Source organism: Bradyrhizobium sp. CCBAU 51765 (assembly GCF_015291725.1).
Taxonomy (GTDB): domain Bacteria; phylum Pseudomonadota; class Alphaproteobacteria; order Rhizobiales; family Xanthobacteraceae; genus Bradyrhizobium; species Bradyrhizobium liaoningense.
The window spans coordinates 5,291,850-5,307,677 of record NZ_CP030038.1 but is presented as its reverse complement, the minus strand read 5'-3'; the positions used below and the strand labels follow the sequence as shown (position 1 = coordinate 5,307,677).

Here is a 15,828-nt window from a genome sequence, read left to right as displayed (position 1 = left end):
GAAAATTTCCCGTAACCTGCTCGAAGTAGTTGTCTCCATGGGAATTGTCCGCTTTGCGCTCCGGTTTCCGCACACATTCTATGTGCTCGCGGCCCTGATCCTGTTTCTGGGCGGCATCTCTGTCTGGTCGATGCCGACGGATATCTTTCCCGAGATCCGCATCCCCGTCGTCACGGTCATCTGGAGCTATACCGGCCTCTCGACGCCGGAGATGGAGCAGCGCGTCTCCACGTACAGCCAGTATTCGATCAGCGCCAATGTCACCGGCATCAAGAATATCGAAGCGCAGACGCTCAATGGCCTGTCGGTTCAAAAGATCTACTTCCAGCCGGACGTCAATCTCGATCTCGCGATCTCGCAGATCGTATCGGCAACGAACGCCATCCGCGCCCTGATGCCGCCGGGCATTCAGCCGCCCGTGATCGTGCAGTTCAATGCGTCGAGCGTGCCGGTGCTGCAGCTCAGCCTCGAGTCGAACAAGTTGAACGAACAGCAATTGTACGACTTCGGCATCTATCGGATCCGGCAGCAACTGGCGCCTGTTCCCGGGGTGACGCTGCCGACGCCTGCGGGAGGAAAATATCGCCAGATCATGGTCGACATCGACCCGAACAAACTCGCGTCGCGCGGATTGACGCCGCTCGACATCGTCAATGCGGTGAACACCCAGAACCTGACACTGCCGACCGGAACGGCGAAGATCGGCGATACCCAGTACACTGTGCGAACCAATGCGACGCCGGCCTCGATCAAGGATCTCAACATGATTCCGGTCAAGTTCGCGAACGGCGCGACGATCCTGCTGAAGGATGTCGCCCAGGTTCGGGACGGATCGCAGGTCCAGCAGAATATCGTGCGCGAGGACGGTCACCGCTCGGTTCTGCTTAGCGTGATCAAGAATGGCAACGCTTCGACGCTTGCCGTCGTCAACGGGGTCAAGCAGGCCTTGAAGTCGATTCGGGCGTCGGCGCCGGCCGGGCTGAAGATCAGCGAATTGTTCGACCAATCGGTCTTCGTCACTCACTCCGTCGACGGTGTGCTGCGCGAAGGAGCGATCGCGGCCGGTCTCACGGCGCTGATGATCCTGGTATTTCTGGGATCGTGGCGGTCGACGCTCGTCGTTCTGATCTCCATCCCGCTCGCGATGCTGTCCTCGCTCATCGTGCTCCATTTTCTCGGCGAGACCCTCAACACCATGACGCTGGGTGGGCTGGCGCTCGCAGTGGGCATTCTGGTCGACGATTCGACGGTGACGATCGAGAACACGCATCGGCTCTGGACCGAGGAGGGGATGCCGCTGTCGGAGGCGACGCTGCACGGTGCGGCCGAGATCGCCGTACCGACGCTCGTCTCCACGCTCGCCATCAGCTGCGTCTTCACCTCGGTCATATTCCTCGAAGGACCGGCGCAATACCTCTTCACGCCGCTCGGCCTTGCGGTGGTGTTTGCAATGCTGGCGTCGTACGCGCTGTCGCGGACCCTCACGCCGATCACGATCGGTCTGCTGCTGAAGGGGGAGCGGCGCCATGGCGAGGGCGCGAGCTCGTCCGGCATGTTTTCGCGCGCATCCGCCGCGTTCGAGCGCGGCTTCGAGCGCCTGCGCGACGGCTATTCCGAAGTCCTGACGACTCTGCTCCGGAGCCGCAGCATCGTGCCGATCGCTGCCGTGCTCGTGCTGTCGCTCGGGGCCGTCATGTTCGTCTACGTGGGCAGGGATTTCTATCCCCTGATCGACGGTGGTCAGATCCAGCTCCATGTTCGTGCGCCGGCGGGGACCCGGATCGAGCGCACCGAGGCCATCTTCCAGGCGGTCGAGGATAAGATCCGCGAAGTCATTCCGGACCGGGATCGCGGGCTGATCGTCGACAATATCGGCTTGCCGGCGCGTCCCTACAATCTGGCCTTCACCGACGGATCGACGATAGGAGTGAACGATGGCACGATCCTGGTATCGCTCAAGGACGGCCACAGACCGACCGCAGATTACGTCAAGAAGCTGCGCCAGGTCCTCCCAGCGGCATTCCCCGAGGACGTCTTCTATTTCCAGGCGGCGGATATCGTCACCCAGATCCTGAATTTCGGCCTGCCGGCGCAAATCGACGTCCGTACCGTCGGCTACGGCGCCGACAATCTGTCCGTCGCAAAGGAGCTGCAAAAGCGCCTGGCGGCCATTCCGGGAGTCGTCGACGCGCATCTTCAACAGGAGGTCGACGCTCCCGCGTTCTACGCCGACATCGATCGCACAAGGGCCGCACAGCTGGGGCTCAATGCCAGCACGGTGGCAACCAACATCAATGTCAGCCTCAGCTCGTCCGCCCAGGTCTCGCCGAATTTCTGGACCGACCCGACGTCGGGCATCCCTTATTATCTTGCCGTCCAGACGCCGGAGTACAGGGCCAACTCGCTCAACGCACTGGAGAACACGCCGGTGTCGGCCTCGTCGGCTGCAAGCGGACAGACGGTGCCAGGGCTGCTCAGCAATGTTGCGACCTTCAAGCGCGGAACTGTACCCACCAATTTGAACCAGGCAAACGTTCAGCCGGTGTATGACGTCTATGCGAGCGTGCAGGGGCGCGATCTCGGCGGCGTCTCGGCCGATATCGGCAAGGTCACGTCGACGCTTCAAAAGCAGCTCCAGCCGGGAAATTCGATTGAGGTTCTGGGGCAGATCCAGAGCATGCATCAATCGTTCCGCGATCTCGGGATCGGGCTGCTGTTTGCCGCCATCCTGGTCTATCTGTTGATGGTCGTGAACTACCAGAACTTCGGTGATCCCCTTGTCGTCATCATGGCGTTGCCCGCGACCTTCTGCGGTATCATGACGATGCTGTTCATCACGGGGACGACGCTGAACGTGCCTTCGCTGATGGGTGCGATCATGGCCGTGGGCGTCGCATCGGCCAATTCCATCCTGCTCGTGACCTTCGCGCGTGACGCGCAACTGAATGGGCACACCGCGTTCGAGGCTGCGCTGAACGCGGGCCGCACGCGAATCCGCCCCGTGCTGATGACGGCTGCCGCGATGATCGTGGGCATGGTCCCGATGGCGATCGGAGGCCCGGGCGAGGAGCAGAACGCGGCGCTCGCCCGTGCCGTGATCGGCGGGCTGCTGTTCGCAACGCCGACGACGTTGCTGATCGTGCCCTATCTCTTCGCCTGGCTGCGCAAGCGCAACGACGGCAAGCCTCACCACGGCGTGTTCGAGGAGTTACCGGAATGAGCGATGTTCGGGTGCGGACCAATAGTCACGACGTGAGCAAGCCGCCCGATGCGGAAAGCGGCCGCATCGTGGAGCTGCCGGGCAAGGACGCGCGGCAGCGCCGCCGCTACGGCGGCGTATGGCTCGGCGGCGCCATGGTCCTGCTCCTTGCCGGCGGTCTCGGCGTGGGTGGCTGGCGGCACTATCAGGCCGCGCGCGATCTGGCTGTATCGGCAGAGCAGATCAGGACCGCCGTTCCGGAGGTTCGGGTGGCGACGGTCCGCGCCAGCCCCGAGATCACGAAGGTCACTCTGCCGGCGACGACGACGGCATTCGAGGCGGCGAACATCTTCGCACGGGCCAGCGGCTACATCGAGAAGCGCTATGTCGACATCGGCGATCATGTGAAGAAGGGCGATCTCCTGGCGGAGATCACCGCGCCGGAACTCGACCAGCAGATCGCGCAGGCGCAGGCGACGCTGGCGCAGAACCAGGCGGCGTTGCAGCAGGCACAGGCGAGCCGGGAGCTTGCCGACGTCACCAATTCGCGGGACAGCAATCTGGTCAAGCAGGGCTGGTTGACGGCCCAGCAGGGCGACAACGACCGTCTTACCTTGCGCGCCCAGCAGGCGGCCGTGAGCGTCGCCCAATCGAACATCACGGCACAAGAGGCGCAGATTCGCGTGCTTCAACAGGAGAAGGCCTACCAGCGTGTGGTGGCACCGTTCGACGGTGTGATCACGCAGCGCAACGTGGACAATGGCAGCCTCGTTCAGGCGGGATCGACCTTCATGTTCACGCTGATGCATTCGAACGTGATCCGAACGCAAGTGTTCGTACCGCAGGACGAGGCCTTCGGCGTCGCGCCTGGGGTCGCGGCCGAGATTCACGTTCCCGAGATCCCGGACCGGGCATTTCCAGGGAAGGTCACGCGCATCGCGACGGCGTTGCAGCCGGGAAGCCGAACGCTGCTGACCGAGATCGACGTGCCCAATCCCGATGGCGCGTTGAATCCCGGCATCTACTGCACGGTCGAACTGTCGATCCCGCGCAAGACGCCGTCGATGTCGATTCCCGCCGATGCGCTGGTCTTCGACCAGAACGGCCTTCATGTCGCAGTCGTGCGCAACGGCACCGTTCATTTGCAGAAGGTCTCGATCGCGCGAGATTTCGGCACCTCGGTCGAAGTGCGCGAGGGCGTGAAGCCCGGCGAGCAAGTCGTGCTCAGTCCAGCGGTCAATCTGGCGGAGGGTAGCCGCGTCTCCATACGCAAGAATGAGGCGAGCGAGGGGGGGCAGACATGATCCGCGTCGTTTGCGCGGCGTTCGCCGCCGTGCTGCTCGGCTGCTCCGCGGGCAAAGCCCAGGTCGCGACAACCGGTAGCACGGCGATGAGCCTACCGACCGTACCGGGCGCGATCGTCACCTCACCGCTCAATAGCCCGGGTCCGTTCTCCGCAACGACTGTGCAAGGCGCACCCGATACCACGCTGGCACCCGTTCCACTCGCCTCCGATCCGACGACGCCGGGTACGGTCGTCGTCTGTGCGCCACCATCGACGTCTCCGATATCTCCGACGTCGGTGCCGACAATGCCGACCGCATCGAGCACGGGATCGCCGACGGCGGGGAATGTGGCTCCAATCGTACCGCTCATGGGACAAAACGGGAGCTCGATCGGGACAATTTCCGCGGCCGCACCGTCAGGGACGGGGGTGACAGTGGCGTGCAGCTCAACGCCGGGCGGGACGGTGGCGAGCGCTGCAAGTTTGCCGCTCTCGATTCCGCAAGTGCAGGCCGGGCCGCCCCCGGGTACGATCCCGGTCGCGATCAGCGGCGACGTCGGCACGGGCATTGATCCAAGTGCTGCCGTCGCGCCCAGCCCCAACACCACGACCTGTGCGGAAAGCATGACGATGAATCTGGCATCTCCTGCAACAGTGCTGCCGGCCAACGCGTCAGGCGCGGCGCCAACGCCCGGAGTTTCGCCGATCTTGCCGCCGGGGTGCTGAGGGACAGCCGACCATCGCGACAGACGGATGGATGTGTCACCCGAAACGGTCGTCGCCGCTCTGCCGGGCCGCGGCAATCATTCCTGATGTCGGCACCTCCATCGCCCGTGCAGCGGCGGTGACAGAGCGGACGACTCGAGAGTTGTCGATCGAATTGGAGGAATGACAGCATGAGGAGCTGCCATTCCTCTCTTTCCGCGTAAGCCAAAACGCCTCGAGACGCGCAACGACCCGCTTCAGTGCAGTACGCGCAATTGCGTTCTGCCGAAGCCGCGTTGTCCGGCCGGTGCGCTCAATAGCCGGACTTGGGCTCGCAGGGTGGGCGACGCCACGGGGCTGATGCATAGGCCCCGACGTCCGGAGCCCGCGTGCAACCGCGCTTGGAGGTAACCGGAACACGTTGAGCCGATGCGTAGGCATCGACATTCGTCCGTCGCGCGTTCGTATTGCCTTCACGCGCCATCACCGGGGAAGCAACCATGGCCGCAGCGATCAACCCGGTCGAGAACAGCTTCAGTGTAGTCATCGTACATCTCCTTGACAAAGCGACGCCGGGAATGCCTCGGCTCGCGCATCAGACATGTGCATGCGTGCGCCGGATCGGCAGTATCAATTGAACGATCATTTTCGTCGTTGCACGAAGGGATGCATGCACATCCACGCCACGGGTACGCCGCATCGCGCGGTCGTACTCCGTTCGAGGCGTGAACGATGGTCATCTGAATCTGGTCGTTGTACCTGATTGCTCGTCCGGCTTGTCATCGGCGCCAGTGGTGGTTGCGAACCTGAACCGCGCCAAACACGGGAGCCGCGCCACCGGGGCGCTCGAGCCCCATTCGTCCGGCCGGGGTCAATGCACCACCATTCAGCACGTCGCGGTCGGGATACATCGAGGCAAAGGTTGCGGGTTCCTGGTCGGCGAAGGACCAGGCGGCGGAGGCCGACGACACTGTCGCAGCTGAGATCAGCACCGAGGCGATCAGGATCTTGAATGCATTCATAGCGAGTCTCCATTGCTTTCTCGTGCGGAGAGTCGCTCTATGGGGATCGCTGCTCGGCTGACGGCGTTTCCAGAATTGTATTCTATGTCGAGATATATAGGCAGCCTCGTCCGCAAGGCCCGTGATTGTGCATCACTGTTGCGAGAAGATGGCCGAGTGCAAGACATGGAGCCCAAGCTTTCGACGAATACCTCATACGTCGTCGAACGGAATTCCGTCAGCGATGTCAGAATCGATCGCGCCATCGTGCGATGGTCAAATCGCGCGCGGTGCCTGGTTCTAGACGCAGCGACCGGGACTGCGAGCCATGAGGTTCATCTCGCTTCTGCGTCGTTGCCTGGATTGTGCTCTCCGGGGCCGCATCCGGAAAGAATTCACTCGGTACGGCGCTTCCGTCGTCAGAGAGTGGTGGGCTCTGTTCAGGCAGCAGTGGATGCCCCGGGGGCGTCATCCGATCCACCGATCGGATGCATGCGGCCTCGGCAAGCACCGCATCCCCCGTGCTCCGGAACGTTCCGCAACGCGCTCGCCGCTCAGCACTCCGTCACGGAGGAGTGCGCGGACGGTTTCGACGCCTCATTGCCGGATCAGGATGCCATGACGAATTGTGGCGATCTTGCCATTCCGGGCGTTTGTATCGGGATTGCACGGGGCCGCGCAGCCCTCGTGATTGGGGCGGGGCAGGGCCTTACGGCATCCAGAAAGTACGTGCCTTCACGAAAATGACGGTGCGTTTGGGAAGATCGGCATAGCGGCGGTCCGCTAAGTTCCGCTCATGTCATCGAGCGGAGGGCTGCGCGCTTTCGAGCGCCGGGCGGCCGCCGCGTTGCGAGAGGACTTGATGAATCAGCCAGGTAGAGTAGAGCGTTCGAGCCTTGGATGGCTCGTTCTGATTGCCGCAGTGGTCGGCGGCAGCGCCGCCGCCTTTGCGTATACCGCGGGGTGGCTCACGCCGGGACGTCTTACGCCGGATCGCATGCTTGCAGCGTTGACGCCTCCGAGCGGCCCGCCGCTGGGGCACCGGCGGAATCATGCCAAGGGAATCTGCTTCACCGGCACGTTCGAAGCGAACGGAAATGGTGTCGAGCTGTCCCGCGCCAAGGTGTTCGTGCAGGGCCGCTATCCGATTCTGGGTCGTTTCAATCTCGGTACGGCCGATCCGAACGCGGTGGACGCGACCGTGCGCGTGCGCGGCATGGGGCTCCAGATATCGGCGGCGGACGGAGAGGAGTGGCGAATGGCGATGATCAATCCGCCATTCTTTGCGGTGTCCACGCCTGACGCGTTTCACGACCTGCTGGTTGCGGCCGGCAAGAAGGATCCGGAGGCGATGAAGACGTTCATCAGCGCAAATCCGGAGTTCGCCGCTTTCGCAGCCTGGGCCAAGGCGGCGCCCTGGACCGGAAGCTACGCGGAGGATTCGTATAACAGTCTCAACAGCTTCGTCTTCACGAACGCGAAGGGCGATGAGCACACTGTGCGGTGGTCGCTGGTGCCTACGGCAGAGCCTGCTGCCATCGCCCAGGCGGAGCTTGAGAAACGCGGCCCGGATTTTCTCGAGCAGGAGATCACGACCCGGGTGAAGTCCGCGCCGCAACGGTGGACCATGGTCACCACTGTGGCCGAGCCGGGCGATCCGACCGCTGATCCGAGCAAAGCCTGGCCGGACAACCGGCGCAAGGTCCAGGTCGGAACGCTGGTCGTGCAGCGAATTGAACCCGAGCGGGATGGGCCCTGCCGCGACATCAACTTCGATCCGACCGTGCTGCCGCAGGGAGTCCGGGTGTCGGACGATCCGTTCCCGGCGGCGCGCTCGTCCGTCTACCGCAAATCCTACGATCTTCGCGCAGCCGAAGCCGGCGACTATCCGAGAACCGAGGTTGCCAAGCCATGACCAGTGTCCCGCAACGCTTCGCCCCGATCCAGCGGCTGCTGCACTGGCTGATGGCGATCTGCATCATCGCCATGCTCTTCATCGGTGTCGGCATGGTGTCCACGGTGGCCCAGAAATACCTGCCGCTCATCCTGATCCACAAGACGCTCGGCGTTGCGCTCCTCGTGCTCGTCCTGGTCAGGCTGGCGCTACGGCTTCATTTCGGCGCACCGCCATTGCCGGCCGACCTTCCGCCGGCGATGAAGCTGGGAGCGCGATTGTCGCATCTTTTGCTCTATGGCTTCATGATCGTCATGCCCTTGCTAGGTCTCGGCATGCTCTGGGCCGCGGCCTATCCGGTGGTCCTGTACGGCGGGATTCGGATTCCGGCGTTGCTGCCGCAGAGCGACCACGCGCACACGCTGTTTTGGAATGCGCATGTCTATCTGGGGCTCGCGTTCTTCGCCCTCGTGCTGCTGCATCTGGCAGCGGCGCTGTTCCACGCCCTGATTCGTCGCGATGACGTGTTCGCGACGATGTCGCCTCTGCCGCAGCGTCAGCAGATGAAGCCGACCGAATAAGCGATCGCGCGCCTGTGGGCGTGCAATCCGGGAACGATGCTTCGGCACGGAAAGACCGGCTGCCCGCACTCCGGCTAGAAACTGTCCACTTTCCAACAAGGAGCCAACCATGACCAAAGCAGACCTGCAAAGCCCAACGGATCTGGGAGCCAATGCGAACCGTGACGTTCCCGCCGCGTTGAGAGCGCTGCTGGCCGACGTTTTCGCGCTGTACATGAAGACGAAGAACTTCCATTGGCACGTATCCGGCAGTCATTTCCGCGACTACCATCTCATGCTCGATGAGCAGGCCGAGCAGATCTTCGCCATGACCGACGATATCGCCGAGCGCGCGCGCAAGATCGGCGGCACCACCCTGCGATCGATCGGTCACATCGCCCGCGAGCAGCGCATTCTCGACAACGACGCGGATTATGTCGATCCGCAGGATATGCTGGCCGAGCTGCGCAGCGACAATCAGCAGCTGACACGGGAAATGCGCCGGGTCCACGAACTCTGCGACGAATATGGCGATGTCGCCACCGCAAGCCTGCTGGAGAACTGGATCGACGAGACGGAGCGGCGGATCTGGTTCCTGTACGAGACCGGGCGGAGCGGTGCGAATTCGTAGGAAGGCAAGCCGTCGGCCGGGAGGCGGGTGAAGGATGAGCAGTCTCTCGGAGCTATCGCCGGATAGCGGCATCAACGCGGAGCGCATGTTGCTGCGCGAGCTGGCCCATCAGATCGAGGGCGAGCTCGTGTCCGTGATCGAATTGCTGTCGGAGGCTGCCGGTCGCTGCGAAGGCACGGAGGCGAGAGCGATACTCGCTTCCGTGCAGGATCGACTGGAAAGCCATGTGTGCCTCCACCACGCATTGCAGATGCCCCAGTTCGCCACGACCATCGATCTGGCCTCCTATCTCCAGCAACTGTGCAGGTCGATCAGCCGCTCACGGCTCGAGTATGAGGGCATCGCGCTTTCGCTCCTGATCCAGCCGCTCAAGGTAAGCTCCGAGCGTTGCTGGCTGCTGGGCATGATCGTCTTCGAACTGATCACCGCCTCGGCGCGTCACCTCTCCCTCGATGGGGCCGGCACCATCCGGCTCGAAGTCTGGGGAACGGCGGATTCGGTCACGTGCTGTATCATCGACAATGGGACAACCGCCGAAGGCCGGCCCGGGCTCGACCGTTCCACCGTCGATATGCTCGTTGCGCGTCTGAATGGAACGATCGATATCCGCTTCGGACCAGACGGGACCAGGACCGTCGTCGAGATCCCGCGTCGGACCTAGCGTCGTCTCGACGCGCGGCGACGGCAAGCTTCCCGTTCGTGCCCCGCAAGCTCACCGCGCCAACGCTCCACGTCGTGCAGATCAACAATATCGCCGCTTTTGCGAAAGATGGAGCGCGGGCCCGCTTGTACGGTTTCTCCCATTCATGACCGGAAGAGCGGTCATACGTGCAAGGGTCAAGCCATGGCAGATATGTCGAACTCGAAGGCGTCGCTTGGATGGGCCATCCACGCGATCAGCGGAAAATGGGGCTGGTTCGTTGCTCTGGGCGCAGGCGAATTGGTCCTCGGTGGCATTGCGTCCGCAAACCTGGTGGCCGCCAGTCTCGCCTCCGTGCTGGTCATTGGCGCCACCATGGCTGTCGCCGGCGTCTTCCAGATTGTGCATGCATTCTCGGTGCGCGCTATGCGGGGATTCCTGTTCTGGCTGCTCGCGGGCGTTGTTTACGGCGCGGCCGGGATCATCATCCTCTATGATCCGGTCCTGGCCTCGTTCACGCTGTCTCTCGCGGTGTGCGCCTTCCTCGTCCTCGCCGGTGTGATGCGGATCTGGGCAGGCTTTCATATGCGACCGGCTGCGGGTTGGCGCTGGATCGTCGCGGCCGGTGTTCTGACGTTCGGCGTCGGCGTCATGCTGGTGGCGGCTTGGCCCGCGATCGGCCTGTGGCTGCTCGGCGCGATGCTGGTGGTCGACCTGATCTTCCAGGGCTGGGGTTTCATTGCATTCGGGCTGGCGCTCAGGAGCCGGGCGTCCCGCCACTCGGCCCAGCCGGCGACGGTGTGAGCCATGATGACGGGATCGACTTTCACGCGGCACTCGGAGATTGCCTGGCGCGGCGGTCAGACGCGGTCGACCTCGCGGTTGATCGCCGAGGAGACGGCCATCGCGCTCACCTATAACGGCTCGACCCATGCCGTGATGATGGGCACGCCCGCCGATCTCGAGGATTTCGGTATCGGCTTCAGCCTCACCGAAGCCATCGTGAGACGAAGAGACGAAATCAGGAGCATCGATCTGATTCCGAACGAACTGGGCGTCGAGGTGCGGATGTGGCTCGATGGCGACTGCTCGGCGTCCCTGGCCGCCCGCCGCCGTGCCATCAGCGGTCCGGTTGGGTGTGGGCTATGCGGTATCGAAAGCCTCGAACAGGCGCGCCGTGCGCCCTCGCGGGTGAAAGATCATGACATTGTCTTTCGCGCACGGGATCTGCTGTACGCGATGCAGGCCCTGTCTCCGCTCCAGACATTGAATCAGCACACGCGATCCGTTCATGCGGCGGCCTTCTGGACGCCGCGCACCGGCATCGGTCCCGTCAGGGAGGACGTTGGGCGGCACAATGCCCTCGACAAGCTCGCGGGTGCGGTCCTCCGCGACGGCGGCTCGGCCGGCGAGGGCGCCGTGCTCCTGACGAGCCGCGTCTCGGTCGAGATGGTGCAGAAGGCGGCGATGATGGGCGTGCCGGTCGTCGTGGCCGTCTCCGCTCCGACCGCGCTCGCCATCCAGACCGCGAAGGAGGCGGGCATCACGCTCGTGGCTATTGCCCGCGATGACGGATACGGCGTGTTCACACACCCGCGACGCGTTTTGCTGCCTGACGAGGCCGCGCCGCGCCTCGGGTGTTAACCTCGCGGGCCGACCAAGATGACGACGCAGGCCGCATCTGCGGCGCCGGGAGCGGAGCCACGCGTCACAGCCCATGCGCCGGAGCGATCGCTCCTGGTTGCATCAATGCTGACCATGTCCGGCGGATTCCTCGATGCCTTCACCTGGCTCTCGCTCGGTGGTGTGTTCGCGAGCTCGCAGACCGGCAATGTCGTCTTCCTTGGCATCAATGCCCTGTCCGGGCGATGGCAGCAAGCGGCGCACCATCTGCTGCCGATCGTCGGCTTTCTTCTCGGTGCCTGGGTGGCGATCCGCATGCAGGCGCCGCTGCGTTGTCTCGCTGCGCATATCGTCTGTCTCACGGCAGCGATGTTGCTGTTGCACCGGGTCCCAGATCCGATCGCCATCCTCATGACCTCATTTGGCATCGCGCTGCAGTCTGCTAGCTTCAGGCGCGTCGATCGCTGGAGCTATCTCTCCGTCACCGTGACCGGCAACATGCTGCGCGCCATCGATCAGTTCGTGTCGACTTCCGATCGCGACGCTTTGCGTGGTGGCGCGGCCATGCTCGTGCTCTGTCTGACGTTCCTTTGTGGCGCAGCCCTCGGCGGCTATGCGACGACGCGGCTCGGAGCGGCGAGTATTGCGGTGCCGATCGCATTGTCGGCGTGCGCTCTGCTGCTCTGCTTGCAGAGCCGGATCCGCCGCGATCCCGGCTGAGCGGGTGTACCGTTATGCCATGCCAATCGGCAAAGGGGCGTTCGTTCGCGAAAGCAGGTTTGCCGGGCGCAACGGTATCATTTAAGCGCGCCGGCTGGCGCTTTACGAGATCAACCGCCACGAGGCCAGGGATGAACGACCTCCGCAAAGAGACAGACAGCCTCGGTGAAGTATCCGTTCCCGCGGACAAGCTCTGGGGCGCGCAGACGCAACGTTCGCTCGAACATTTCAGCATCGGCAGAGACCTCATGCCGCGCGAGATGATCCAGTCCTACGCGATCCTGAAGAAGGCGGCCGCGAACGCCAACTACGCTGGCGGTCGTCTCGATGGCAAGCTTCACGAGCTGATCATCCACGTCTGCGACGAGATTCTGGCGGGTCAGCACCACGACATGTTTCCGCTTCACGTCTGGATGACCGGTAGCGGAACGCAGTTCAACATGAACGTGAACGAGGTGATCTCGAATCGGTGCTGCCAGATCGCGGGCACGCCGCTGGGCAGCAAGCTGCCGGTTCATCCGAACGATCACGTCAACATGTCGCAGTCATCGAATGACAGCTTTCCATCGGCCATGTACATCGCGGCGGCGACGAACGTGACGGAACGTCTCGTCCCTGCTGTCGAAGCGCTGCATGACGCCATCGCGGCAAAGTCGAGCCAGTGGGACGGCATCGTCAAGATTGGCCGTACCCACATGCAGGATGCCACCCCGCTGACGCTCGGGCAGGAGTGGTCCGGTTACGCCGGCATGCTCGCAGACGATCTGACGCGCATCGGCGACGCGCTCAAGGGCGTCTTCCGGCTTGCGCTCGGTGGCACGGCCGTTGGTACCGGGATCAACGCGGCGCCCGGCTTCGCGGAGGCCGTTGCGGCCGAGATCGCGCAGTTGACGGGCCTGCCGTTCGTCAGCGCGCCGAACAAGTTCGCGGTGCAGGGTGCGCATGACGCGCTGGTGCAGCTGTCCGGCACGCTGCGGACGCTCGCCGGCTCGCTCTACAAGATCGCGAACGACATCCGCCTGATGTCATGCGGTCCGCGTGCGGGGTTTGCCGAATTGCTGATCCCCGAGAACGAACCCGGCTCCTCGATCATGCCGGGCAAGGTCAATCCTACACAGGCGGAAGCGCTGACGATGATCGCCGTGCAGGTGATGGCGAACGATGTCGCCGTCGGGTTCGGCGGCGCCGGCGGCTATCTCGAAATGAACGTCTACAAGCCGCTGATCATCCACAACATCGCGCAGTCCATCACCATCCTGGCCGACGGCTGCACGAATTTCCGCACGTTCCTGGTCGAAGGCACCCAGCCCAATCGCAAGAAGATCCAGGAATACGTCGAGAGATCCTTGATGCTGGTGACCGCACTGGCGCCAGTGATCGGTTACGACAGGGCGTCGCAGATCGCGCACTACGCAATGGAGAACGATCTCACGCTGAAATCGGCAGCGCTGAAACTCGGCTTCGTCACCGAGGCGGAATTTGACCGTATCGTGGATCCCGTGAAGATGGTCAGACCCTATGTCGCCGAGATCAAGATTGGTGCGAAGGCTGGTTGAAGGGAGAGAAGCAATGATCCGCTGTGTACGTCTGTGGACTGGACAGGACGCCAATTCGCATTTCGAGGAGGGTTTCATCGAGCTGGAGCCCGGCCAGCGCGGTGACTTCCTGAGCGGCAAGATCGATGCCGTCAGCGTCTCCTTCCAGGAGACCGAGTCGGGCGGCGCCTTCTCCTGGCACACCGCGCCGGTCCGCCAACTCGTGATCACGTTGAGTGGAACGCTCGATTTCCAGACGCGTGACGGTCATCACTTCCTCATTCATCCCGGCAATGTCCTGCTGGCCGAAGACACCGCAGGATCGGGCCACAGCTGGAAGTTGACGGACGATTCGTCCTGGCGCCGCGCCTACGTGGTGCTGCGGCCGGGAGCAGAAGTGCCGTTCCGCGCCAAGGCGCCGCAGCCGGCGCGGGCCTGATCAGCCATCCAGAGCACAGCTGCGAACTCCAACTGAACGAAGAGGGGCGCCATGCAGGCAACTTCCGACCACGAATGCGACGTCGTCCTCATTGGTGCAGGCATCATGAGCGCGACCCTTGGGGTTCTTCTCAAGGAGTTGGAGCCCTCCCTCACGATCCAGATGCTCGAGGCTCTCGAGGATTGTGCGCTCGAAAGCTCGGATGCGTGGAACAACGCGGGCACCGGGCATGCGGCCAATTGCGAGATGAACTACACGCCGGAGAGGCCCGATGGCAGCGTCGATATCTCGAAGGCGCTCCAGGTCAATGTCGAGTTCGACCTGTCGCGGCAGTTCTGGTCCTATCTCGTTGGGCGTGGCGCGATCGCCGATCCGCGATCCTTCATTCATCCCGTGCCGCATATGAGCTTCGTGCACGGTGCCGACAACGTCGCCTTTCTCAGGAAGCGGTTCAAGGCGATGGCCGCCCATCACTGTTATGAGGGCATGGAATACAGCGAGGATCCCTCGAAGATCGCCGAGTGGGCGCCGTTGGTGATGGAGGGCCGCACCGGCGGTGATCCCGTGGCGGCCACGCGTATCATCACGGGGACCGACGTCGATTACGGGGCACTGACTCATCTCCTGGTCCATCATCTCGTCGGCCAGCCGGGCTGCGCCGCGCACTACAAGAGCTGCGTCACCGATCTGGTTCGCGAGCAGGACGGTCGCTGGCGCATCGAGGTGCGCGACACCGACAGCGGCGAGACGCGGGGGGTGCGCGCGAAGTTCGTCTTTATCGGCGCCGGCGGCGGTGCCTTGCCTCTGCTCGAGAAGTCCGGAATTCCAGAGGGACGCGGCTATGGCGGTTTCCCGGTCAGCGGGATCTGGCTTCGCTGCGACGATGCGGAGATCAACCGACGTCACCACGCCAAGGTCTACGGCAAGGCCGACGTCGGCTCACCGCCGATGTCGGTGCCGCATCTCGACACGCGCGTGATCGGCGGTCAGCGATCGTTACTATTTGGGCCCTATGCCGGCTTCTCTAGCAAGTTCCTCAAGCACGGCTCTCTGCTCGACCTCTTCGAGTCCATCCGTCCCGCGAACGTCAAACCGCTACTTTCGGTGGCACGCGACAATTTCGATCTCACCGAGTATCTGATCGGGCAGGTGCTGCAGTCCGAGAGCCACCGTCTGGCGGCACTCGACGAATATTTCCCGATGGCCGATCCGAAGGACTGGAAGTTGCAGGTCGCGGGCCAGCGCGTCCAGATCATCAAGCCCGACGTCAAGCGTGGCGGATTGCTTGAGTTCGGAACCGAACTCGTCGGCGCGGACGATCATTCGCTGGTTGCGCTGCTCGGCGCTTCGCCAGGTGCCTCCACCGCGGCGTTCATCGCCATCAGCGTGCTGGAGAAGTGTTTCGCCGGTGAGCTGACGGCAAGCGCTTGGCTGCCGAAGTTGAGGCAGATCATCCCGTCCTATGGCGTGTCACTGATCGAGGACGCGGATTTCTGCCGCAAGATCCGCGCTGCAACGGCGGAGGTCCTCAAGGTCGAAAACATTCCGCAGCCGGCCGCACGTGCACCGGCGACCACGACGCGAGCGTGAGAGAAG

Annotated in this window: 14 protein-coding genes; 12 read left to right on the top strand and 2 right to left on the bottom strand. The window is 63.4% G+C overall.

The genetic code is table 11. From position 1 onward, the window contains the following. Window positions 1-37: 37 nt before the first annotated feature. Both XH96_RS25330 and XH96_RS25325 read left to right on the top strand, forming a co-directional pair. Window positions 38-3,220 carry an efflux RND transporter permease subunit gene (locus XH96_RS25330; RefSeq protein ID WP_194388160.1) on the top strand — a complete coding sequence of 1,061 codons (3,183 nt, stop codon included), beginning with the start codon at window positions 38-40 and terminating at the stop codon, window positions 3,218-3,220. Beyond that, the gene (locus XH96_RS25325) at window positions 3,217-4,503 is read left to right on the top strand and encodes an efflux RND transporter periplasmic adaptor subunit (protein ID WP_194388159.1); all 1,287 of its coding nucleotides are present in this window, start codon (window positions 3,217-3,219) and stop codon (window positions 4,501-4,503) included. Before XH96_RS25330 ends, XH96_RS25325 begins: the two co-directional genes overlap by 4 nt. A 999-nt stretch (window positions 4,504-5,502) precedes the next feature. On the opposite strand, the gene XH96_RS25320 is transcribed toward XH96_RS25325, so the two are convergent. Continuing rightward, window positions 5,503-5,736 (bottom strand): hypothetical protein, encoded by a 234-nt coding sequence (locus XH96_RS25320; RefSeq protein WP_194388158.1) that lies wholly within the window; start codon window positions 5,734-5,736, stop codon window positions 5,503-5,505. Between the two features lie 232 nt (window positions 5,737-5,968). Next, window positions 5,969-6,211 carry a hypothetical protein gene (locus XH96_RS25315; protein WP_061882075.1) on the bottom strand — a complete coding sequence of 81 codons (243 nt, stop codon included), beginning with the start codon at window positions 6,209-6,211 and terminating at the stop codon, window positions 5,969-5,971. 841 nt (window positions 6,212-7,052) lie between these two features. On the opposite strand from XH96_RS25315, the gene XH96_RS25310 reads away from it, so the two are divergent. The 10 genes from XH96_RS25310 to mqo all read left to right on the top strand — a co-directional run bounded on the left by XH96_RS25310 (window position 7,053) and on the right by mqo (window position 15,822). Beyond that, window positions 7,053-8,105 (top strand): catalase family peroxidase, encoded by a 1,053-nt coding sequence (locus XH96_RS25310; protein WP_194388157.1) that lies wholly within the window; start codon window positions 7,053-7,055, stop codon window positions 8,103-8,105. Then, window positions 8,102-8,665, top strand: coding sequence for a cytochrome b (locus XH96_RS25305; protein WP_194388156.1), 564 nt, complete (start codon window positions 8,102-8,104; stop codon window positions 8,663-8,665). The genes XH96_RS25310 and XH96_RS25305 overlap by 4 nt, the downstream gene beginning before the upstream one ends. A 109-nt stretch (window positions 8,666-8,774) precedes the next feature. Further along, window positions 8,775-9,275: a Dps family protein gene (locus tag XH96_RS25300; RefSeq protein ID WP_028180084.1), complete on the top strand. Its 501-nt coding sequence runs from the start codon at window positions 8,775-8,777 to the stop codon at window positions 9,273-9,275. 85 nt (window positions 9,276-9,360) lie between these two features. Next, on the top strand, window positions 9,361-9,936 hold the full coding sequence (locus XH96_RS25295; RefSeq protein ID WP_194388155.1) for a sensor histidine kinase: 576 nt from the start codon (window positions 9,361-9,363) through the stop codon (window positions 9,934-9,936). A gap of 183 nt (window positions 9,937-10,119) precedes the next feature. Further along, window positions 10,120-10,719, top strand: coding sequence for an HdeD family acid-resistance protein (locus tag XH96_RS25290; protein WP_194388154.1), 600 nt, complete (start codon window positions 10,120-10,122; stop codon window positions 10,717-10,719). Window positions 10,720-10,722: 3 nt separating this feature from the next. Next, window positions 10,723-11,559 (top strand): formate dehydrogenase accessory sulfurtransferase FdhD, encoded by an 837-nt coding sequence (gene fdhD, locus XH96_RS25285; RefSeq protein ID WP_194388153.1) that lies wholly within the window; start codon window positions 10,723-10,725, stop codon window positions 11,557-11,559. 105 nt (window positions 11,560-11,664) lie between these two features. Then, window positions 11,665-12,258: a YoaK family protein gene (locus XH96_RS25280; RefSeq protein ID WP_246789743.1), complete on the top strand. Its 594-nt coding sequence runs from the start codon at window positions 11,665-11,667 to the stop codon at window positions 12,256-12,258. Window positions 12,259-12,389: 131 nt separating this feature from the next. Beyond that, on the top strand, window positions 12,390-13,814 hold the full coding sequence (gene fumC / locus XH96_RS25275; protein ID WP_194388151.1) for a class II fumarate hydratase: 1,425 nt from the start codon (window positions 12,390-12,392) through the stop codon (window positions 13,812-13,814). A 13-nt stretch (window positions 13,815-13,827) separates the two neighbouring features. Then, entirely contained in the window at window positions 13,828-14,232 is a 405-nt protein-coding gene (locus XH96_RS25270; RefSeq protein WP_194388150.1) for a hypothetical protein, read from the top strand. Between the two features lie 51 nt (window positions 14,233-14,283). Continuing rightward, on the top strand, window positions 14,284-15,822 hold the full coding sequence (gene mqo, locus XH96_RS25265; RefSeq protein ID WP_194388149.1) for a malate dehydrogenase (quinone): 1,539 nt from the start codon (window positions 14,284-14,286) through the stop codon (window positions 15,820-15,822). The last annotated feature ends 6 nt before the right edge of the window (window positions 15,823-15,828 follow it).

Bases quoted from the DNA above. Each gene is read 5' to 3' on its own strand.
- XH96_RS25330 (WP_194388160.1), top strand. From the start codon at position 38: ATGGGAATTGTCCGCTTTGCGCTCCGGTTTCCGCACACATTCTATGTG.
- XH96_RS25325 (WP_194388159.1), top strand. From the start codon at position 3,217: ATGAGCGATGTTCGGGTGCGGACCAATAGTCACGACGTGAGCAAGCCG.
- XH96_RS25320 (WP_194388158.1), bottom strand. From the start codon at position 5,736: ATGACTACACTGAAGCTGTTCTCGACCGGGTTGATCGCTGCGGCCATG.
- XH96_RS25315 (WP_061882075.1), bottom strand. From the start codon at position 6,211: ATGAATGCATTCAAGATCCTGATCGCCTCGGTGCTGATCTCAGCTGCG.
- XH96_RS25310 (WP_194388157.1), top strand. From the start codon at position 7,053: ATGAATCAGCCAGGTAGAGTAGAGCGTTCGAGCCTTGGATGGCTCGTT.
- XH96_RS25305 (WP_194388156.1), top strand. From the start codon at position 8,102: ATGACCAGTGTCCCGCAACGCTTCGCCCCGATCCAGCGGCTGCTGCAC.
- XH96_RS25300 (WP_028180084.1), top strand. From the start codon at position 8,775: ATGACCAAAGCAGACCTGCAAAGCCCAACGGATCTGGGAGCCAATGCG.
- XH96_RS25295 (WP_194388155.1), top strand. From the start codon at position 9,361: ATGTTGCTGCGCGAGCTGGCCCATCAGATCGAGGGCGAGCTCGTGTCC.
- XH96_RS25290 (WP_194388154.1), top strand. From the start codon at position 10,120: ATGGCAGATATGTCGAACTCGAAGGCGTCGCTTGGATGGGCCATCCAC.
- fdhD (WP_194388153.1), top strand. From the start codon at position 10,723: ATGATGACGGGATCGACTTTCACGCGGCACTCGGAGATTGCCTGGCGC.
- XH96_RS25280 (WP_246789743.1), top strand. From the start codon at position 11,665: ATGCTGACCATGTCCGGCGGATTCCTCGATGCCTTCACCTGGCTCTCG.
- fumC (WP_194388151.1), top strand. From the start codon at position 12,390: ATGAACGACCTCCGCAAAGAGACAGACAGCCTCGGTGAAGTATCCGTT.
- XH96_RS25270 (WP_194388150.1), top strand. From the start codon at position 13,828: ATGATCCGCTGTGTACGTCTGTGGACTGGACAGGACGCCAATTCGCAT.
- mqo (WP_194388149.1), top strand. From the start codon at position 14,284: ATGCAGGCAACTTCCGACCACGAATGCGACGTCGTCCTCATTGGTGCA.